Consider the following 20,346-nt stretch of genomic DNA (forward strand, 5'->3'; position numbering starts at 1 on the left):
AACGCGTATTCCTTAGAGGTTAGTGAGAGAAAGTTAGTGAGAGAAAGTGAGTGAGAAAGCGAGTCAGGGTTAGCCGCTTAGCTTGTCATAGTCGCCGTCGCGGTAGCCGATCTGAAGGGAGCCGTCGTCGAGCTCCAGCAGCGGCCGTTTCAGCAGCGTCGGGTAGGTGAGCAGCAGCTGGCGCGCCGAGTTGGCATCGAAATCTTTCTCTTCGTCAGAAAGATCGCGCCACGTTTTGCTGCGTTTGTTGATCACCTCAATCAGCGGTGCGCGATTCAAGATGTGTTCAAGCAGCGCCGCAGACAGGCCATCTTTGCGCAGGTCGTGGGTTTTATACATCAGCGCTTTGTTGTCCAGCGCTTTGCGCGCTTTACGGCAGGTGTCGCAGTTATGAATCATGTAGAGCGTCAGCATAGAGCCTCCTGTCGTCGTTTTCAGCGGCGCGGCGCGTTAGCCGCGCTCGACCAGTTGGCGAAGGCGCTTAGCCGCTTCTAAGGTCGGCTCAAGCTCCGCCACTAACGCTAAGCGTAGCCGACCCGCGCCGGGGTTAAGGCCGTTTTGCCCTGGGCGACCCATTAAGCTGCCGGGCAGTACGCTCACGTGCTGTTCGCTAAATAGCCGCTGGGTAAAGGCGATATCGTCGCCACCCGGCACCGCAGGCCAGAGGTAGAAGCTCGCCTCCGGAGTGGGAAAATCCATCACCGGGGCAAGCACATCCGTCACCGCGCTGAATTTTTCGCGGTAGGCGTCGCGGTTGGCGCGCACGTGGGCTTCGTCTTGCCAAGCGGCAATGGAGGCGTGCTGTAGCGGCAGAGACATGGCGCAGCCGTGATAGGTGCGGTAGCGCTTAAACGGGGCGAGTAGGTCGGCATCGCCTGCCACAAAGCCAGAGCGCAGCCCTGGTAGGTTGGAGCGCTTGGAGAGCGAGTGGAAGACCACGCAGCGGCGGTAGTCATCGCGGCCAAGCTCGGCGCAGGCTTGCAGAAGCCCTGGCGGTGGCGTGCTCTCGTCTAGGTAAAGCTCGGAGTAGCACTCGTCGGAGGCGATGATGAAATCGTGCTCATCGGCCAGGGCAATCAGCTGTTTGAACTCGGCCAGCGGCGTGACGGCGCCGGTCGGGTTGCCCGGCGAGCAGATAAACACGATCTGCACGTCGCGCCAGGCGTCGGCGCTGACCGCTGAAAAATCGGGGCGAAAGCCGTTCTCGGCGGTGCAGTCTAAATAGAGTGGCTCGCCGCCTGCCAGTAGCGTCGCGCCTTCGTAAATTTGGTAGAACGGGTTAGGCACGGCCACGCTGGCCGGGCGAGTACGATCTAGCGCGGCCTGCACAAAGGCGAAGATCGCTTCGCGGGTGCCGTTCACCGGCAGCACTTGGCGTTCGGCGTCCAGCCCCGCGAGGCCAAAGCGCTGGGTCGCCCAGGCGGCGATGGTGTCGCGCAGCGCGGGCAGGCCGTTGGTGGCTGGGTAGCGGGCCATTTCTAGCTGGTGGGCAATGAGAGCGTCCAACGCGCCTTGGTAGGGAGCGTGTTGGGGCTCGCCAATGGTGAGCGGAATGTGCGTCAGTCCCGCCGGTGGCGTTAGGCTCGCTTTGAGAGCGGCCAGCTTTTCAAACGGATAGGGATGTAGGGCATTGAGATCAGCGTTCATGATGCGTCCGTTGAGAGCTTAAGGGCGGGAGCGGTAGGCAAAACCATTTATCGAACCGCCGATTATAGGCAAGCCCTGGTGCAGGCTCAAACCTAACCACCAGGGCGTGCATTTATTCGAAGTTAAACCCCCAATACCTCAATCAGCCGTTCACGAAGCTGCTGCTGGCGTTCGGGGTCGGTGAGCGGCTCGCCTGCTTTGGTAGTGATGAAGAAAACGTCCTCAACCCGTTCGCCTAGCGTGGCAATTTTAGCGGCTGAGAGCGAGATATCCTGCTCCATGAAAATGCGCCCCACCCGAGCCAGCAGGCCGGGGCGGTCGGGGGCGGTCAGTTCCAGTAGGGTGCGCTCATTGGCCGGGTCTTGCTCGATCACCACTTCGGTAGGCACTTTGAAGTGCTTGAGCTGGCGCGGCGTGTGCCGGGTGACGATCTCGGGGTAGTCGTCCGGGTCATCCAGCTCTTCTACCAAGTGGCTGCGCATCTCCTCAATGCGCTCCGCGTCGCGAATTGGCTGGCCGTGGCTATCCAACACGATAAAGGTGTTGAGCGTCCAGTCGTTGTGCGACGTGGCGATGCGGGCATCGTGAATCGAGAGTCCGAGCTGTTCCATGGCGGCGGCAGTGGCGGCGAACAGGTCATCCACCGAGCGGGTGTGGATGAACACCTTGGTACCGCCTTCGGCCATATCGGCGGTGGGAGCACTGATCAGCACCAGCGGCAGCGGTGACGGCTGGTGCGCCAGAATGCCCTGGGTCTGCCAGACAATTTCGCTGGGCGCGTACTGTAGGAAGTAATCTTCCCCCAGCGACTCCCACAGTTGGTCGATGTGCGCGCTATCGACGCCGACCGTTTGCAGCAGCGAGCGCGCTTCGGTGCGGGTTTCGCGCACCCAGTCGTCCCGGTCCGGCGGGTTTTTCAGCCCGCGGCGCAGGGCCCGTTTGGTTTCCGCGTGCAGTTGGCGCAGCAGCGAGGCCCGCCAGCCGTTCCACAGCGTCGGGTTGGTGGCGTTGATATCGGCGACGGTGAGCACGTAGAGGTAGTCCAGGCGTGTTTCGTCGCGCACGATGAGGGCGAAGTCGCGGATCACATCCGGGTCGCTGATATCGCGCTTCTGGGCGGTCATGGACATCAGCAGGTGGTGCTCCACCAGCCAGCTCACCAAGTTGGTATCGTGCTGAGACACATGGTGGCGCTGGCAGAACTGCTCAACGTCCCGCGCACCGATTTCCGAGTGGTCGCCGCCGCGCCCTTTGCCGATATCGTGGAACAGGCCAGCAATCCACAGTAAGTCGAGCTTGGGCAGTTGGTGGATCAGCGTCGCCGCCACAGGGAAGTCGCCTTTGGCATCCGGTTTGCGGAAACCGTGAAGAAACTTCAGCAGGCGCAGGGTGTGGGCATCCACCGTGTAGATATGGAACAGGTCGTGCTGCATTAGCCCCACAGCGCGGCCAAACTCCGGCAGGTACTTGCCGAGAATGCCGTAGCGGTTCATGCGGCGCAGCTGGCGAGGAACGTTGCCCGGTGCCCGCATGAGGGCCATGAACAGCCGCTGGTGGCGCGGGTCTTCCCGGTAGTGGTCGTCAATCTGGTGGCGATGGTCGCGAATCAACCGAATAGTGTCCGCACGCACGCCTTCGATTTCCGGATGCTTGGCCATTAGCAGGAACAGTTCCAACATGGCCGCCGGACGCTCGCGGAACAGGTTGCGAGAGCGCACCTGAATGTAGCCGCCTTTGGTTTCAAACCGCTCGTTGAGCTTGACGGTTTCCAGCGACTCTTTGCCGCGCAGAATCACTTCATCGAAGTGCTGCAGCAGCATGTCGTTGAGCCCGGCAAGGGCCGTCACGTGGCGGTAGTAGCGCTTCATGAACTGCTCGACGGCGAGACGTTCGGGGGTGTCCTTGAAACCAAACATCTCGGCAATGGTGCGCTGGTGATCAAACAGCAGGCGGTCTTCGGCTCGGCCGGTCAGCATGTGTAGGGCGTAGCGCACCTGCCAAAGAAACGCTTGGCCCTGGCTGAGAATGCGCAGCTCGGCGTCGTTCATAAAGCCGTTGGCGACGATATCGGTGTACTGCTCGGTGCCGAAATGGCGCTTGGCGACCCAGCCAATCATCTGGATATCCCGCAGGCCACCGGGGGAGCTTTTTAAGTTGGGCTCCAAGTGGTACTCGGAGTTGTTATAGCGGTAGTGGCGGGTAATTTGCTCTTGCCACTTGGCTTCAAAAAAGCGGTCGGCGGGCCACAGGTTCGGGGTGCTCAGGCGCTCGCGCATCTTCTCGCGCAGACTTTCCGGCCCGGCGATGAGGCGTGATTCCAGCAGGTTGGTAATCACCGTGACGTCTGCTTCGGCTTCCCGCTCGCAGTCGTTGAGCGAGCGCACGCTGTGGCCGATTTCCAGGCCGATATCCCAGAGAAAGGTGATAAAGGCGCTGAGAGGCTCCCGGTAAGGCGTGTCGTCGTCGTGCTCAAGCAGCAAGAGCAGGTCGATATCCGAGTGGGGATGCAGTTCACCACGCCCGTAGCCGCCCACGGCCACCAGCGCAACGCCGTCATCGGGCCAGGCATGCTGGGCCCAGGCGATGGAGAGAAGCTGGTCAAGATACCAAGCCCTGCCGCGTACCAGATCGCGAATATCGCTACCGGCGCGAAAACGTTCATCCAGGCGTGCCTGGATTTCCCGCAGCGCGGCTTTAAACGGGGCGATAGGGGAGCGCGACCCGGCAAGCTCGGTGCGAAACAGGTCTAGATCATAAAGCGACGTGTCCGGCTCGAACCGGTAGTGGTGAAGGAGCATCAGGCGTTCAGAAAGCTAAAGTCTTCGTCGCTGCGTGCGGTAAGCACGTCAACGCCGGTGTCGGTGACCAGCAGGGTGTGTTCCCACTGGGCCGAAAGGCTGCGGTCTTTGGTCACGGCGGTCCAGCCGTCGCGCAGCACTTTGGTTTTGTAGCCGCCCACGTTAATCATCGGCTCGATGGTGAAGCACATGCCCGCTTCCAGGCGGATATCGGCATCCGGTGCATAGCCGTCGTAGTGCAGGAACTGCGGGTCTTCGTGGAAGTCCGCGCCAATGCCGTGGCCGCAGAAATCACGCACTACCGAGTAGCCGTTCGATTCCGCATGCTGCTGAATCACACGGGCAAGCTCAGAAAGGCGCACGCCGGGTTTGACCAGCTCAATGCTTTTATACAGGCACTCTTGAGTGATACGACACAGGCGTTCGCCCTGAATGGTGTCGCCCACCACGAACATCACGCTGGAGTCGCCGTGGTAGCCGTCTGGCGTGCGGACAGTAATATCCAGGTTCATGATGTCGCCATTTTTGAGCTTCTTAGCGTCATCAGGAATGCCGTGGCAGACCACGTGGTTAATAGAGGTACAGGTTGCTTTGGGAAAGCCGTGGTAGTTCAGCGGGGCCGGAGCAGAGCCGAGTTCGTTAACGATGTACTCGTGGCATAGGCGGTCGATCTCGCCAGTGCTGACACCCGCTTTAACGTGGGGAGTGATCATTTCGATAACGCTGGCCGCCTGGCGACCGGCTTCGCGCATTTTCTCGATTTCAGAAGGCGTCTTAATAGGAACGTTCATGAATTCTCGATGTGGCTTCTGGGTAAGTGATGGGTCGCAAATTAAATGCCGAAACGCGGCCGCGACTTCATCTTGGCAATGATCTATGGTATAAAGCCGCGCGCTTTCCTGCAATCGCCATCCAATGCTTCTTTACTGGGCGGCGGTGCGTGAAAGGGCAACGAAATCGCAATGCAGCATTGTTGTATTGCCTAACAGCAAGCCTTGAAAACACACATGCACCGGCACATGGTCCCGGGTGCCTCTGATAACGCTTAGCGCTGTCATTGGTCGGATCCATGGGGTGCGTGGAGGCCTAACCCGAGTTTCAGGAGTTTTACCATGTCTCACGTTAATATGCGTGACCTGCTGAAAGCAGGTGCTCACTTCGGTCACCAAACCAAGTACTGGAATCCGAAGATGGGTAAATTCATCTTCGGCGCGCGCAACAAGATTCACATCATCAACCTCGAACACACCCTGCCGGCGCTGAACGAAGCGATCGACGTGGTCGAGAAGATGGCGGCATCCAACAACAAAATTCTGTTTGTTGGCACCAAGCGCAGCGCTAGCAAGATCATCAAAGAAGAAGCCAACCGCGTTAACCAGCCGTTCGTCAACCATCGCTGGTTGGGCGGCATGTTGACCAACTTCAAGACCATTCGTCAGTCCATCAAGCGTCTGCGTGATCTGGAAGTAATGCGTGAAGACGGTACCTTCGAGAAGCTGACCAAGAAAGAAGTCCTGATGGCTACGCGTGAGCAAGAGAAGCTTGAGCGTTCTATCGGCGGTATCAAGAACATGGGCGGCCTGCCGGACGCACTGTTCGTGATCGACGTTGACCACGAGCGCATCGCGATCAACGAAGCCAACAAGCTGGGTATCCCGGTCATTGGTGTGGTAGATACCAACTCTAACCCAGATGGCGTTGATTACGTGATCCCGGGTAACGATGACTCCATCCGCGCTATCCAGATCTACGTGAAGGCGATTGCCGACGCGTGTGGTCGCGCGAAAGAAGGTCGTCCGGACGAGTTCGTCGAAGTGACTGAAGAAGCCGCTTCTGCCGACACTAACGCTGCTGCCGAGTAAGGCTGCAGTGGTGCGGCGGGCAGGTTGAGCCGCATCGTGTTAAGAGGGGGCCTTACGCCCCCTTTTTCCCGCTTTGGGTTCGCCCAGGCGGGCCGAACATGCCGGATCAATACCGGCTAGCGCTCTGCACAGTGATACGCAACGGTCATCTATCGTGCTTATACTCTGTAGCGCGTTAACTCTCAGTGAAAACCATTTCCGAGGTGAAATCTCATGGCAGCTATCAGCGCCTCTCAGGTTAAGGAACTGCGCGAACGTACCGGTCTTGGCATGATGGAGTGTAAAAAAGCACTCACCGAAGCCGACGGTGATATCGAAGTCGCGATCGAAAACCTGCGTAAAAGCTCTGGTCTTAAAGCCGCGAAGAAAGCGGACCGTACCGCTGCAGAAGGCGCGGTGGTTACTCGCGTAGCAGAAGATGGCAGCTACGGTGTTATGGTCGAAATCAACTCTGAAACCGATTTCGTTGCTCGTGACGCTAACTTCATCGACTTCTCTAACAAGATCGCTGATGCGTTCTTCGCAGCGAAGACCGAAGACGTTGCCGCCGTAATGGCGGGTGACCTTGAGTCCGCTCGTGAGCAGCTGGTTCAGAAGATCGGCGAAAACATCGGTGTGCGTCGTGCCGTTGTCGTGAATGCTGCTGAAGGTGGTCTGGTGGGCGAATACGTTCACGGCGGCCGCATTGGCGTTCTGACCGTTCTGAAAGGCGGCACCAGCGAAGCAGCCAAAGACGTTGCCATGCACGTAGCAGCGATCAATCCGGCGGTTGCGCATCCTGAAGAGATGCCGCAAGAGCAGTTGGACCAAGAGAAAGCGATCATTCTGGCCCAGCCGGACATGGCCGGTAAGCCTGAGCAGATCGCTGAGAAGATGGTTCAAGGCCGTCTGAAGAAGTACCTGGCTGAGAACAGCCTGACCGAACAGCCGTTCGTTAAAGACCCGAACCAATCCGTTGCTGAGTTCGTCAAAGCAGCCGGTGGTGAAGTGGTTAGCTTCACTCGCTTTGAAGTGGGCGAAGGCATCGAGAAAGAAGAAGTCGACTTTGCTAAAGAAGTCATGGAACAGGCTGGCCGTCGCTAAGGTCAGAGGTTCTAGCAATAAGATGGCGTGCGCGCGAGCGCACGCCTTCGTGTATCCGGCCCCTGTGAAATACAGGCGCTAGCTCGCCCACCTGTGCCCAGGTCTGCCTCAGGAGAGATGCCATGTCACGTGATATTCAAGAGCCTACCCCTACTGCTGCCCCCAAAATCGATAAGTCGAAGTCGAAATACAAACGTATTTTGCTGAAGCTATCGGGCGAAGCGCTGATGGGTGAGCACGATTTTGGTATTGATCCGAAAGTGCTGGATCGCATGGCGCTCGAGATCGGCCAACTGGTCGGTATTGGCGTACAGGTAGGTATTGTGATTGGTGGTGGTAACCTGTTCCGTGGTGCGGCGTTGAACGAAGCCGGCATGGATCGTGTTACGGGTGACCACATGGGAATGCTGGCAACGGTAATGAATGCCCTCGCCATGCGTGATGCCCTGGAGCGCTCTAATATTCGCTCACGGGTGATGTCAGCGATTCCCATGAGCGGTGTGGTGGAACACTATGACCGCCGCACTGCCATCCGCTATTTAACGTCTGGCGACGTGGTGCTGTTCTCTGCGGGCACCGGTAACCCCTTCTTCACCACTGACTCTGCTGCCTGTTTGCGCGGCATTGAAGTGGACGTAGACGTTGTCATCAAGGCCACCAAGGTGGACGGCGTGTACAATAAGGACCCGGTGAAGCATCCCGACGCCGTGAAATACGACCAGCTCTCCTATGACGACGCTCTAGACCAGAAGCTGGGCGTAATGGATTTGACCGCAATCTGCCTGGTACGTGACCATAATATGCCGGTGCGGGTATTCGATATGAACAAGCCTGGTGCCCTGCTTAACCTCGTGGTTGGAGGCAAGGAAGGCACACTGATAGACAGAGGGTAACAACGTGATCAACGACATCAAGAAAGATGCAGAGTCTCGCATGAAGAAGAGCGTTGAGGCGCTGCACAGCAACTTCAACAAGATCCGCACGGGTCGTGCTCACCCCAGCATCCTGGATGCAGTGACCGTTGAGTATTACGGTGGCCAAGTGCCGCTGAACCAAGTGGCTTCTGTCAACGTTGAAGACGCCCGTACCCTGGCGGTGGCCCCTTGGGAGCAGACCATGGTGGCCAAGATCGAAAAAGCGATCATGACCTCTGACTTGGGCCTCAACCCCTCAAGCGCAGGCAATGTGATTCGTGTACCGATGCCGATGCTGACCGAAGAAACGCGCAAAGGTTACATTAAGCAGGCGCGTAGCGAAGCCGAAAACGCCCGCGTAGCCGTGCGCAATGTTCGTCGTGATGCTAATGGTGATTTCAAATCCTTGCTCAAGGATAAAGACATTACCGAAGACGATCAGCGCCAGGGTGAAGATGAGATCCAGAAGCTGACCGATAAGTATATTGCTGAGATCGATAAGGCACTTGCCGCAAAAGAACAGGATCTCATGCAGGTATAACACCTGCGTTCACTTAACCACGGGCAGTGACGCTGCCCGTGGGCCATCGCTTGGCTTACTTATGACTGATCTTTGGTGCGAGAACCCATGACGTCTCCGCAGCTTCCCCAAGAGCAGCCGGGCGGCACGATGCTTTCTCGATCCGAGGAAGCATTGCCGTCCCATGTTGCTATCATTATGGATGGTAACAACCGCTGGGCGCGGGCACGCGGCCTTTCCGGCGTGCGCGGCCACCGTGCGGGTGTTGAGACCGTGCGAGCGGTCATTGAGCGTGCGGCGGAGCGAGAGATTAAGACCCTGAGCCTGTTTGCGTTCTCTAGTGAAAATTGGAAGCGCCCGGCCGCCGAAGTGAATGCGCTGATGGAGCTATTTTTGATGGCGCTTAAGCGCGAAGTCAAAAAGCTCAAGGAGCGTAATATTCGCCTATCGATTATTGGCGAGCAGCGCGGGTTTTCCCACGCGATTCAAAAGCATATTCAGCGCGCTGAAGCGCTCACGGCTGACAATACCGGTATGCACCTGGTGATCGCCGCTAACTACGGTGGCCAGTGGGACATTGCCAGGGCCGCCCGCCAGCTGGCTGAGCAAGTGGCGGCCGGTGAGTTAGCGCCAGATGCGATTGATGAAGCGTGTTTCGATGTGGCGATGAAGGCCGATCAGGTGCCGCCCGTGGACCTGTGTATCCGTACCAGCGGCGAACAGCGGCTTTCGAACTTTATGCTTTGGCAGTTAGCCTATGCTGAGCTGCACTTTTCGCCCTTGCTATGGCCAGATTTTGATGGGGCGGCCTTCGACAAAGCGCTCGACGATTTTTGCTTACGACGTCGTCGTTTTGGAATGACCGACGAACAAATAGAGGCGCAAGGTGCTTAAACAGCGGATGATGACCGCAGCCTGGTTAGCTCCTGTCACGCTACTAGGTCTGTTTGGATTACAGGGAGGTGCCTTTGCGCTGTTTACAGCGCTGATTGTGCTGCTGGGTACCTGGGAGTGGACCAACCTAGCGGGCGTCATCGCCACGCGGACGCGCTCAGCGTTAGTGGCCGGTATGACGGTGCTGATGGCGCTGCTGTGGTTAAGCGGTGCTGCCTTTGCCGTGTGGCCGCTGTGGCTGGCCGCCGCTGGCTGGCTGTTGAATCTCTACTGGGTAACGCACTACCCAGATAGCAGCCAGCAGTGGCAAGCCACCTCTCGCCGCCTGCTCATGGGTATTTGGGTGCTATTGCCATGCTGGGTAGGTTTTAACGTTCTGCGTGAGAGCGGTGCAGTGTGGCTTCTGTTTGTGCTGCTGCTGGTATGGACCGCTGACATTGGCGCCTACTTTGCCGGACGCCGCTGGGGTAAGCGCAAGCTGGCCCCGCGGGTTAGCCCAGGTAAATCCTGGGAGGGTGTGTATGGCGGGCTTGCCGCAACAACGCTGTTGGCCCTGCTATTCGCCGTTTGGCAACCTCTTGGCCCTATGGGTGGAGTGGCGCTAGTGGTCATTACTGCCGTAGTAACGCTTACCTCTGTGTTGGGCGACCTGTTTGAAAGCATGTTGAAGCGCTATCGCAATATCAAAGATTCTAGCCAGCTGCTGCCTGGTCATGGCGGCGTGCTGGATCGCATCGACAGTCTCACCGCGGCTATCCCGATCTTTGCCCTGTTTTATCTGCAGGTGCTGCATCTACAGGTGAATGCGCTATGAGTCAGCCCACGGTTCAGTATGTCACCGTGCTGGGCGCGACCGGCTCCATTGGCAAAAGCACTTTGGATGTGATTGCCCGCCACCCCGAACGCTATCGCGTTTATGCCCTGACGGCACACACCTCTAAAGAAGCGCTGTTGGAACAGTGCCGCACGCATTGCCCGCAATTTGCCGTGTTGGATAGCGAAGCGGATGCGCAGTGGTTACAGCAGGCGCTTAGCGATGCAGGGCTGGCAACCGTTGCCACAGCAGGGCCTGACGCGCTTTGTGACGTGGCTCGTGCGCCTCAAGTCGATGCTGTTATGGCCGCTATTGTGGGAGCGGCAGGCCTGTTGCCTGCACTGGCAGCGGCTGAGGCAGGTAAACGTGTACTGCTGGCCAATAAAGAGGCCCTGGTGATGAGCGGGGCACTGTTTATGGACGCCGTGGCGCGCTCCGGCGCGACGCTTCTGCCGATTGATTCTGAACATAATGCTATTTACCAGTGTCTACCCAGCGAGCATCGCGGTGGGTTAGCCATGCACGGCGTGCGTCAGCTGTTACTTACTGCATCGGGCGGGCCGTTTCGCGGCTGGTCGGCGGAAGAGATTGCTCGCGCTACGCCTGAGCAGGCCTGTGCCCACCCCAACTGGTCCATGGGGCGCAAGATCTCTGTCGACAGCGCGACGCTGATGAACAAAGGTCTTGAGTTAATTGAAGCCTGCTGGCTGTTTGATGCTACCCCGGAGCAAATTCAGGTCGTGGTGCACCCGCAAAGCGTGATCCACTCCATGGCGGCCTATGACGACGGCTCGGTGATCGCCCAGCTGGGTAACCCCGATATGCGGACACCGATTGCTTACGGGTTGGCGTGGCCTGAAAGAATTGATGCCGGGGTTGAAGCGCTTGATTTGTTCCAAGTCGCACGACTCGATTTTGAAGCCCCGGATGAAACGCGCTTTCCCTGCTTGCGCTTGGCGCGTGAAGCGATGCAGGCGGGTGGAGCGGCCTCAGCAGTGCTGAATGCTGCTAATGAAGTTGCCGTTGACGCTTTTTTGTCCGGCGATATTACCTTTGGTGCAATTCCAGAGGTAGTGGCCAAGGTCATGGCGATGCCTTATCCCGGGCAGGCTGATTCCCTTGAGCGTGTGCTTGCTGCAGACCGCTGGTCGCGAGAGCAAGCGGCACTCACCATACGCCAGTTAACCGCTTAGCTTCAGCTATCGTTGAGCAGCGCGTCGTGCAAAGGAGCAACAAGTGGGCCTGATACAGAACATTTTAGCCGTCATCGTCGTGCTGGGGCTGTTGGTGACGTTTCATGAATTTGGTCACTTTTGGGTCGCGCGTCGCTGCGGCGTCAAAGTGCTGCGTTTTTCCGTCGGATTCGGTAAGCCGCTATGGTCGACGGTGGATCGTCACGGCACTGAGTTTGCAGTAGCGGCCATTCCGTTGGGCGGCTACGTCAAAATGCTCGATGAGCGCGAAGCGCCCGTGCCAGAAGAGCAGCTAGACCAAGCGTTTAATCGCAAGACCGTGTGGCAGCGTATTGCCATCGTAGCGGCTGGCCCCATCGCCAATTTCTTGCTGGCTATTGTGGCTTACTGGGCGCTGTTTGTGGCGGGTACGACCACGGTAGCGCCGCTGGTAGGCGACATTACTCCCAACTCGCCCGCAGCAGAAGCGCGGCTTGAGCAGGGCAGCGAGATTACCGCTATCCAGGGTGATGCGATGCGCTCCTGGGAAGAGATCAATCTAAAACTGGTCTCCATGATTGGCTTTAGCGGTGATTTAACCATTGAGGCAGTGCCGGAAGGCGCTAGCGCCGCGCGCAGTTACCAGCTTCCGCTTAACGACTACATGGTTCGCCAGGATCCACCACAGCCGCTGCAAAGCCTTGGCTTCTCACCTTGGCGACCCGATGTGCCCGCCATTCTGGGCCAAGTGGTGGCAGGGCAGGCCGCAGCGGAAGCCGGGCTTGAAACAGGTGACCAGATTATCTCCCTCAACGGCGAGCCCATTAATGACTGGATGCAGTTCGTCGCGGTTATTCGTGAGAGTGCCGGTGAGACGCTGACCGTTGGCTACCAGCGCAATGGTGAAGAAGACACCCTTTCGCTCACCCCAGGGCGTAATACGCTGGAGAGTGGTGACGAGGTTGGGTACATTGGTGCCGGTGCACAGCCGTTTAGCTGGCCTGAGTCATTACAGCGCGAAATTCGCTACGGACCGATTGAGGCCGTAGGCCAAGCGCTGTCGCGTACCGGAGAGATGGTACTGCTGACAGTGGATGCTATTCGTAAGATGTTGGTGGGATTAATTTCGCCCTCTAATCTGTCTGGGCCGATTACCATTGCGCAAATTTCGGGTGATTCGGCACGTGCTGGGGTAGAAGCCTTTGTGGGCTTTCTAGCGTATCTTTCGATTAGTCTAGGGGTGCTGAATTTGCTGCCCATCCCGGTGCTCGACGGCGGACATCTGCTTTATTATTTTGTCGAGGTCTTACGTGGGCGGCCAGTATCTGAGAAAACGCAAGCGATAGGGCTGCGCATCGGGATTGCCATGGTCGGCACCCTGATGCTGATGGCGCTCTATTTCGATTTGATGCGCCTGTGGTAATAACGCGTGTAGCGCGCAGGATGCCTTGTCATCTGCCTGCACAAATGTATATGGTGCCTGTCTTAACCGACGGGCAGACCAACGCGAGCGAACTGACTGCATGAAAATCAAGACCCTTGGAATGGCGGCACTCTTGCTGGTAGGCGCCAGCGGCGCCCAAGCACAATCTTTTGATGTTTCAGACATTCGTGTGGAAGGACTGCAGCGGGTATCTGCCGCCTCGGTCTTTAATGCGTTCCCCGTTAGCGCTAATGACCGCGTCGACGAGCAGCAGCTAGCCGCTGCTGCCCGCGACCTGTTCGCCACTGGACTGTTTGAAGATGTCTCGTTAGCCCGGGAAGGCGATGTGCTGGTGATCCAAGTGGTCGAGCGGCCAACCATCGCGCGCTTGAACATTGAAGGCAACGACCAGATTTCCGATGAAGACCTGCGCAACGGTTTGCGTGAATCTGGGCTGTCGGAAGGTCAGGTGCTGCAGCTCTCTACTCTAGAGGAAATCGAGCGTGAGCTTGAGGGCGTTTATCAAGCCCAGGGGCGCTACAGTGCCGGTATCAATGTTGACGTAGAAGAGATCGATGAGGGTCGCGTTCAGGTCAACATTGATATCAACGAAGGCGAAGTGGCCAAAATTCGTCAGATCAATATCGTCGGCAACCAGGACTTCGACGATGAGACTCTGCGCGAAGTCTTCGAACTCAACGACCGTCCGGGGCGTATTTTTGGCTGGTTCTCCAAGGATGAGTACTCCCGTGAAGCGCTTTCCGGTGATATCGAGCGGCTGCGTTCGTTTTATCTAGACCGTGGTTACGTCAATTTTGATGTTACTTCTACTCAGGTATCGATTGGGCCTGAGAAATCAGAAATCTTCATCACCCTCAACATTGATGAAGGCAGTCAGTATCGCGTTGGTGATATTCGTTTTGCCGGTGACCTACAGATCAGCGAAAACGAAGCCCGCAATCTGCTCGAAATCAACAGCGGTGATATCTTCTCCCGCGGTGATGTTAATGCCTCCACCGAAGCGCTGCGCCAGCGTCTAGGGGCCGAGGGCTTCGCGTTTGCAGAAGTTCAGGGTGTGCCTGAAGTGGCGGATGACGGTGAAACCGTTGATCTCGTCATTGCCGTCAATCCAGGCCAGCGCGCTTATGTTCGCCGTATCGAATTCTATGGCAACACTACGACTCAAGACGAAGTGCTGCGCCGGGAAATGATTCAGTTGGAAGGCGCACCTGCTTCGACGGAGTCCATTACCCAGTCCCGCCAGCGTCTAGAGCGTTTGGGTTTCTTCAGTCAGGTGGAAGTCGATACTCAGCCGGTACCGGGCGAGCCTGGCCTGCTGGATGTGACCTATAACGTGGAAGAGCAGCCCTCTGGTTCGGTCTCGGCCAGCGTCGGCTTCTCACAAAGTGCGGGTGTCATCTACGGGGTTGGCCTGGCCCAGAACAACTTCCTAGGAACCGGTAACCGCGTCAATATCGGTGCTCAGCGCAGTGATACCTTTACCAGCGTCAACTTTGCCTTCACCGATCCTTACTGGACCCTGGACGGCATCTCTCGCGGGTACAACCTGTTCTACCGCGAAACCGACTACGCCGACTCCGATATCTCAACCTTCTCGACCGACGCGTACGGCGCCGGTATCAACTTTGGTTACCCCATCAGCGAGCTGTCTCGTCTGAACTTTGGTGCCAGCGTTGAAGATGTCACGGTGAAGACCTACTTCGACACCGCCTCGGAAATCCGTCGCTATGTGGAAGATCAGGGCGAGAATGCGCAAAGCCTTAAGTTGACTGCTAGCTGGACGCGTAACAACCTGAACCGCGGCATTATGCCCACCGCCGGTAACTACCAGCGCGTTTCGCTTGAAACCGGGGTGCCAGGCAGCGATGCGGAGTACTACAAGCTTCAGGCCCGCGCTCAGCAGCTGTTCCCGTTTAACGATGACGAAACCTGGGCGATGAAGTTTAGCGGTAACCTGGGCTACGCCGACACGCTGGGCAGTAACGACCCTTACCCGTTCTATGAAAACTTCTATGCGGGCGGCTTAGGCTCGGTGCGTGGCTTTACGTCGAACACCTTGGGCCAGCGTACAACGCCTGCCCGCGAAGGCGGTCGTGACCGCACTCTGGGTGGTAACGTGATCGTGGAAGGCACAGCGGAAATTCTTTTCCCCATGCCGTTTGTGGAAAACCAGCGCTCGGTTCAACCCTCGCTGTTTGTGGATGCAGGTAACACCTTCTTAAGCTCATGCTACGACGTGCTCGAAGCGGATGCAGGACGCCAACAGTGCAGCTCAGGCGTCGACTTTGGCGACTTGCGTTACAGTGTAGGCGTTGGTCTCTCTTGGTTGACGCCGGTAGGTCCGCTGACCTTTAGTGTGGCTGAGCCGCTGAACGACGAAAGTGGTGACGATACGCAGTTCTTCCAGTTCTCGCTGGGTCAAACGTTCTAATTTAGGAGTACAACAATGATGCGTAAACTGACCGCCGCTGTGTGTCTGTTTGGGGCGATGACCCTACCTGCCTATGCTGCCGAAGTCGCCGTGCTGGATTGGCGCGCCGCGCTAATGAACACCCAATCGGCCCAATCCTCACTGAGCCAGTTGGAAGGGCAAATCGGTAGTCAGCAGCGCGAAGCTGAAGCGCTAGGGGGCGAGTTACAGCAGCTGCAAACCCGCCTACAGCAGCAGGGCGAGACCATGTCTCAGTCAGAGCGTGAGTCGTTGATTGCTGAGCTTCAGCAGAAGGGCGGTCGCTTTGAGCAGCTTCGTCGTGAAGTGCTGCAGGCCCAGCAGGCCTCTGAGCAGCAGTTCCTCGAAAGCGCCGAATCTAAACTTGAGCAGGCGGTTGAGCAGGTGCTCGAGCGTCACAACATTGACGTACTCGTGGAACCGCAGGGCGTATTGCACTCCTCCACGGATTTGCCCAATGTGACGAACGAAGTCACCCAGATTTTTGATTCGCTGAACTAATTTAACGACTGATGGTGCGGCTTAGCCGCACCACTGCTTCCTTGGGCTCCCATGACGCACGCTTCTCACTACCTCACCCTTGCGGATATCGCACGTCATCTGAACGTTGATTTCGAAGGCGACGCCGACCGCCCCATTCGTGGTCTGGCAACGCTCAAGGAAGCAACGTCAGACCAAATCGCTTTTTTGGCCAATCGTGCGTACTTAAAAGACCTTGCCAATACCCAGGCAGCCGCTGTGTTGCTGCATCCTGAGCACGGTAAAAACTGCCCGGTGCCCCGCTTGGAAATGGATAACCCCTATTTGGGGTATGCCAAACTATCGCAGCTGTTTGACCCACTGCCCGCCCGTGACGTGGCAGGCGTGCACCCTACTGCCGTGGTAGCAGACAGCGTTAAGCTGGGTGAAGGCGTCTCGGTGCAAGCCAATGCGGTGATTGAAGCAGGCGTGGTGTTGGGAGACCGCGTGGTAGTGGGAGCAGGCAGCGTGATCGGTGCGGATTGTCTCATTGGTGATGATACGCGCCTGCATGCCAATGTGACGGTATGCCACGGAGTCGTGGTGGGTAAGCGCGGTATTCTGCAAAGCGGCTGTGTGATTGGCGGTGACGGCTTTGGGTTTGCCCACGACGGCGCAGGCTGGCACAAAATTGCCCAGCTTGGCGGCGTCGTGCTTGGCGACGATGTGGAAGTGGGCAGCTGCTCCAGCATTGACCGTGGCGCGCTGGGGGATACAGTGATTGGCAACGATGTCAAAATCGATAGCCAAGTACAGATTGCCCATAACGTGACGATTGGCGACCACAGCGCCTTGGCGGGCTGTGTGGGGATTGCCGGGTCGACCAAGGTAGGCAAACACTGCATGCTGGGCGGCGGCGTGGGCCTGTCAGGCCACCTGACCATCTGTGATGGAGTTCAAGTGACGGGCATGAGCTTAGTGACTAATTCTATTCACGAACCGGGGGTTTACTCCTCGGGTACCGGTGCCATGAGCAACACGCAATGGCGCAAGAACGCGGTGCGCTTTAAGCAGCTTGATGATATTGCCAAGCGGCTGGCCCGAATGGAAAAAAGCCAACGAGAATCGTAAAGAAAGAAGGATTTCCAGGGGAGTGGCTTGAGGCTGAATAGCAGCAGGTTATAATCCACTGCCTTTTTACCAGTAGGATTACTGGTGCGTGCCTGATACTGCTCAGGCCTTTTGTCATTTTAGAGGTCGTTACGATGGTTATGGATATCAACGAAATTCGCGAATACTTGCCCCACCGCTACCCGTTTTTGCTGGTGGATCGAGTCACGCAGTTAACCGTGGGCGAATCCATCGTTGCGTACAAAAACGTGAGCATCAACGAGCCTTTCTTTAACGGCCATTTTCCTCATCACCCCATTATGCCGGGTGTTCTGGTAGTGGAAGCGTTGGCGCAGGTGTGCGGTATTCTAGGCTTTAAAACCGTCAATAAACTGCCAGCTGATGGCTACGTCTATTATCTTGTAGGTAGTGACAACGTGCGCTTTAAGCGTCCTGTGATGCCCGGCGATAAGCTCACGCTTGAAGCGAACGTTATTCGTGGCAAGCGCGGTATTTGGAAATTCGCCTGTCGCGCCACGGTAGACGGTGAGCTGGCGTGTGAGGCAGAAATCATTTGTGCTGAGAGGAAGGTGGCTTGATACATCCTACTGCACTGGTTGACCCGTCGGCTCAGCTTGCTGACGACGTTGAGGTCGGCCCGTTTAGCGTGATTGGGCCAGACGTCACGATTGGCGCTGGCTCTATCATTGGTCCCCACGTGGTGGTGAAAGGCCCCACGGTGCTGGGTGAGCGTACGCGCATCTTCCAGTTTGCCTCCGTGGGTGAAGATTGCCAGGATAAAAAATACGCAGGCGAGCCAACGCGTCTAGTGATGGGCGACGATAACGTGATTCGTGAAGGGGTGACCCTGCATCGCGGTACCGTCCAAGATCGTAGCGAAACCACCATTGGCTCACGCAACCTGTTTATGGCCTACGTACATGTAGGGCATGACTGCGTGATAGGCAATGACTGTATTCTCGCCAACCAAGTGACCTTGGCCGGGCACGTGACCCTGGGCGACCACGCTATTTTGGGCGGCCTGGCAGCGGTGCATCAGTTCTGTCACTTTGGCGACCATGCCATGGCAGGCGGTGGTTCGATTATCACCAAAGATACCCCCGCTTTTGTCATGATCAACGGCAACCCCGCTGAAGCCCGTGGACTTAACTTGGTCGGTCTAAAGCGTCGTGGGTTTAGCCGCGAAGCCATTGCCGGACTTACCGCTGCTTACAAGCTGGTGTACCGCCAAGGGTTAACGGTTGAGCAAGCCATCAGCGATATGCGTAGCCGCTTTGACATCCCTGAAGTCACTCTGTTTGCTGACTCTATTGAGCGCTCGACACGCGGCATTGTGCGTTAATACTCACACCTAATTGGTTTTCCCGTCACTATGACATTGCAGCGTGTATATCTTGTGGCAGGCGAGCTCTCTGGCGATATCTTAGGCGCTGGCTTAATGCGCGAGCTGCGTGCCCGTCATCCTACGGTGGAGTTTCGCGGCATGGGTGGCCCGCGTATGGAAGCGCAGGGCCTTGAAAGCCGCTTCCCGCTGGAAACCCTCTCGGTGATGGGGCTGGTGGAGGTGCTTAAGCACCTTCCTGAGCTGCTGCGCGTGCGTCGTACTCTGCGTGAGGAAGCTTTGGCTTGGCAGCCGGATATCATGATCGGTATCGATGCTCCCGACTTCAATATTGGGCTGGAAAAGCAGCTGCGGGAAGCAGGACTGAAAACGGCACATTACGTTAGCCCGTCGGTATGGGCGTGGCGCCAGGGGCGAGTGAAAAAAATCGCCAAGGCCGTGGATCTCATGCTCACACTGCTGCCGTTTGAAGCCGATTTTTACCATCGCCATCAGGTGCCGGTGTCCTTTGTTGGCCATCCGCTAGCCGATGAATTGCCCCTAGAGAATGATCGTGACAGTGCTCGACAGGCGCTAGGTTTAGCACCAGATACGCCGGTGTTAGCACTGCTGCCGGGTTCCCGTGGCAATGAAATTCGCTTTATGGGCGCTACGTTTCTAGCCGCGGTCACGCTGCTCTGCCAGCGCCATCCAAGCTTGCAGGTAGTCATTCCAGCGGCGACCGCGCAGCGTCATACCGAGCTAAGCCAGCTGCTGGCCAATTACCCCGCATTAACCCAGCAGGTAACGCTGTTGGAGGGGCAAGCCCGCGAGGCGATGGTGGCCAGCGACGCGGTACTGCTGACCTCTGGCACGGCGGCGTTAGAGGCCATGCTGTGCCATCGCGGCATGCTTGTCGCGTATAAGATGGCCCCTGCCACCCACTGGCTCGCCAAGCGGCTGGTCAAAACACAGTGGATCTCGCTGCCTAACCTGATTGCCCAGGAGAGCGTGGTGCCCGAGCTGATTCAGCACGCAGCCACCCCAGAAGCAATAGCCGAGCAGATAAGCCAGCTATTGAGTAATGACGATATACGCCACGGTCTGGAAGCGCGCTTTGCCGCGATGCATGCGAACCTACAGCGCTCGGCAAGTGAGCGCGCCGCGCAGGCCATTACGTCCTTGGTAGCAGGCGAACCGCTGGAGGCGACAGCCGATGGCGCTTAAGCCGAGTGATTTTCCACCGCTGGTGGTGGAGTACACGGGGGACTTCCTGGCAGGCGTTGACGAAGTCGGCCGGGGGCCGCTGGTGGGCAGCGTGGTCGCTGCCGCCGTGATTCTTGATCCTAAAGCCCCCATTGACGGCTTAACAGACTCTAAAAAGCTTACTGCCCGCAGGCGCGAAGCGCTGGATGTGCAGATTCGTGAGCATGCGCTGGCCTTTGCAGTGGCAGAGGCCAGCGCAGAAGAGGTCGACTCGCTCAATATCTATCACGCGACACATCTGGCCATGCGCCGCGCAGTGGATGCGTTAGCGCCCCAGGCGGAGTATCTGCTGGTCGATGGCAACCGGCTACCGGGACACGCGCTGCCGGGCCAAGCGGTGGTGAAGGGGGATGCTCGTCATCCGGCTATTGCCGCCGCGTCTATTTTGGCGAAAGTCGTGCGTGACGCACAGATGGTGGCGCTGGATCTGCGCTATCCTGAGTATGGCTTTGCCCGCCACAAGGGCTATCCGACGAAAGAGCACCTAGCGGCCCTGCAAGCCCACGGCCCGTTGGCCGAGCACCGTAAAAGCTTTGCTCCGGTTCAGCGCCAGCTAGCGCTGCTGTAAGCTT

Annotated in this window: 19 protein-coding genes; 15 read left to right on the forward strand and 4 right to left on the reverse strand. The window is 57.6% G+C overall.

Annotated features, from left to right (window positions below):
• Positions 1-69: 69 nt before the first annotated feature.
• From R0J87_RS01355 to map, 4 genes are all read right to left on the reverse strand, one after another.
• On the reverse strand, positions 70-414 hold the full coding sequence (locus R0J87_RS01355; protein WP_498883832.1) for a Spx/MgsR family RNA polymerase-binding regulatory protein: 345 nt from the start codon (positions 412-414) through the stop codon (positions 70-72).
• Between the two features lie 36 nt (positions 415-450).
• Positions 451-1,647, reverse strand: a complete 1,197-nt coding sequence (gene dapC, locus R0J87_RS01360; RefSeq protein ID WP_498883834.1) for a succinyldiaminopimelate transaminase — start codon at positions 1,645-1,647, stop codon at positions 451-453.
• 122 nt (positions 1,648-1,769) lie between these two features.
• On the reverse strand, positions 1,770-4,445 hold the full coding sequence (locus R0J87_RS01365) for a [protein-PII] uridylyltransferase (RefSeq protein ID WP_404465012.1): 2,676 nt from the start codon (positions 4,443-4,445) through the stop codon (positions 1,770-1,772).
• Positions 4,445-5,236, reverse strand: coding sequence for a type I methionyl aminopeptidase (gene map, locus R0J87_RS01370; RefSeq protein ID WP_404344703.1), 792 nt, complete (start codon positions 5,234-5,236; stop codon positions 4,445-4,447). The genes R0J87_RS01365 and map overlap by 1 nt, the downstream gene beginning before the upstream one ends.
• Before the next feature lie 321 nt (positions 5,237-5,557).
• On the opposite strand from map, the gene rpsB reads away from it, so the two are divergent.
• From rpsB to rnhB, 15 genes are all read left to right on the forward strand, one after another.
• Entirely contained in the window at positions 5,558-6,307 is a 750-nt protein-coding gene (gene rpsB / locus R0J87_RS01375; RefSeq protein ID WP_404344704.1) for a 30S ribosomal protein S2, read from the forward strand.
• Positions 6,308-6,520: 213 nt separating this feature from the next.
• Positions 6,521-7,390 carry a translation elongation factor Ts gene (gene tsf / locus R0J87_RS01380; RefSeq protein ID WP_498883836.1) on the forward strand — a complete coding sequence of 290 codons (870 nt, stop codon included), beginning with the start codon at positions 6,521-6,523 and terminating at the stop codon, positions 7,388-7,390.
• A 122-nt stretch (positions 7,391-7,512) separates the two neighbouring features.
• Positions 7,513-8,283: a UMP kinase gene (pyrH, locus tag R0J87_RS01385; RefSeq protein ID WP_285263807.1), complete on the forward strand. Its 771-nt coding sequence runs from the start codon at positions 7,513-7,515 to the stop codon at positions 8,281-8,283.
• A 4-nt stretch (positions 8,284-8,287) separates the two neighbouring features.
• Positions 8,288-8,845, forward strand: a complete 558-nt coding sequence (gene frr / locus R0J87_RS01390; RefSeq protein WP_498883839.1) for a ribosome recycling factor — start codon at positions 8,288-8,290, stop codon at positions 8,843-8,845.
• An 87-nt stretch (positions 8,846-8,932) separates the two neighbouring features.
• Positions 8,933-9,718 (forward strand): polyprenyl diphosphate synthase, encoded by a 786-nt coding sequence (gene uppS, locus R0J87_RS01395; protein WP_404344705.1) that lies wholly within the window; start codon positions 8,933-8,935, stop codon positions 9,716-9,718.
• Positions 9,711-10,532: a phosphatidate cytidylyltransferase gene (locus R0J87_RS01400; protein ID WP_498883841.1), complete on the forward strand. Its 822-nt coding sequence runs from the start codon at positions 9,711-9,713 to the stop codon at positions 10,530-10,532. Before uppS ends, R0J87_RS01400 begins: the two co-directional genes overlap by 8 nt.
• Entirely contained in the window at positions 10,529-11,725 is a 1,197-nt protein-coding gene (gene ispC / locus R0J87_RS01405) for a 1-deoxy-D-xylulose-5-phosphate reductoisomerase (RefSeq protein WP_498883843.1), read from the forward strand. Before R0J87_RS01400 ends, ispC begins: the two co-directional genes overlap by 4 nt.
• A gap of 43 nt (positions 11,726-11,768) precedes the next feature.
• Positions 11,769-13,127: an RIP metalloprotease RseP gene (gene rseP, locus R0J87_RS01410; RefSeq protein WP_498883845.1), complete on the forward strand. Its 1,359-nt coding sequence runs from the start codon at positions 11,769-11,771 to the stop codon at positions 13,125-13,127.
• Positions 13,128-13,227: 100 nt separating this feature from the next.
• Positions 13,228-15,579, forward strand: a complete 2,352-nt coding sequence (gene bamA / locus R0J87_RS01415) for an outer membrane protein assembly factor BamA (protein WP_498883846.1) — start codon at positions 13,228-13,230, stop codon at positions 15,577-15,579.
• Positions 15,580-15,597: 18 nt separating this feature from the next.
• Complete coding sequence (locus R0J87_RS01420; protein WP_498884107.1) at positions 15,598-16,098, forward strand: OmpH/Skp family outer membrane protein; 501 nt, start codon at positions 15,598-15,600, stop codon at positions 16,096-16,098.
• Positions 16,099-16,149: 51 nt separating this feature from the next.
• Positions 16,150-17,187, forward strand: coding sequence for a UDP-3-O-(3-hydroxymyristoyl)glucosamine N-acyltransferase (gene lpxD, locus R0J87_RS01425; protein ID WP_498883848.1), 1,038 nt, complete (start codon positions 16,150-16,152; stop codon positions 17,185-17,187).
• A 134-nt stretch (positions 17,188-17,321) separates the two neighbouring features.
• Entirely contained in the window at positions 17,322-17,765 is a 444-nt protein-coding gene (gene fabZ, locus R0J87_RS01430) for a 3-hydroxyacyl-ACP dehydratase FabZ (protein ID WP_188637558.1), read from the forward strand.
• Positions 17,762-18,529: an acyl-ACP--UDP-N-acetylglucosamine O-acyltransferase gene (gene lpxA / locus R0J87_RS01435; protein ID WP_404344711.1), complete on the forward strand. Its 768-nt coding sequence runs from the start codon at positions 17,762-17,764 to the stop codon at positions 18,527-18,529. Before fabZ ends, lpxA begins: the two co-directional genes overlap by 4 nt.
• Before the next feature lie 30 nt (positions 18,530-18,559).
• Positions 18,560-19,735: a lipid-A-disaccharide synthase gene (lpxB, locus tag R0J87_RS01440; protein ID WP_498883851.1), complete on the forward strand. Its 1,176-nt coding sequence runs from the start codon at positions 18,560-18,562 to the stop codon at positions 19,733-19,735.
• The gene (gene rnhB, locus R0J87_RS01445; RefSeq protein ID WP_498883853.1) at positions 19,725-20,342 is read left to right on the forward strand and encodes a ribonuclease HII; all 618 of its coding nucleotides are present in this window, start codon (positions 19,725-19,727) and stop codon (positions 20,340-20,342) included. Before lpxB ends, rnhB begins: the two co-directional genes overlap by 11 nt.
• Positions 20,343-20,346: the final 4 nt, after the last annotated feature.

It is taken from the genome of Halomonas sp. SIMBA_159 (assembly GCF_046536035.1).
Lineage (GTDB): Bacteria > Pseudomonadota > Gammaproteobacteria > Pseudomonadales > Halomonadaceae > Vreelandella > Vreelandella venusta_A.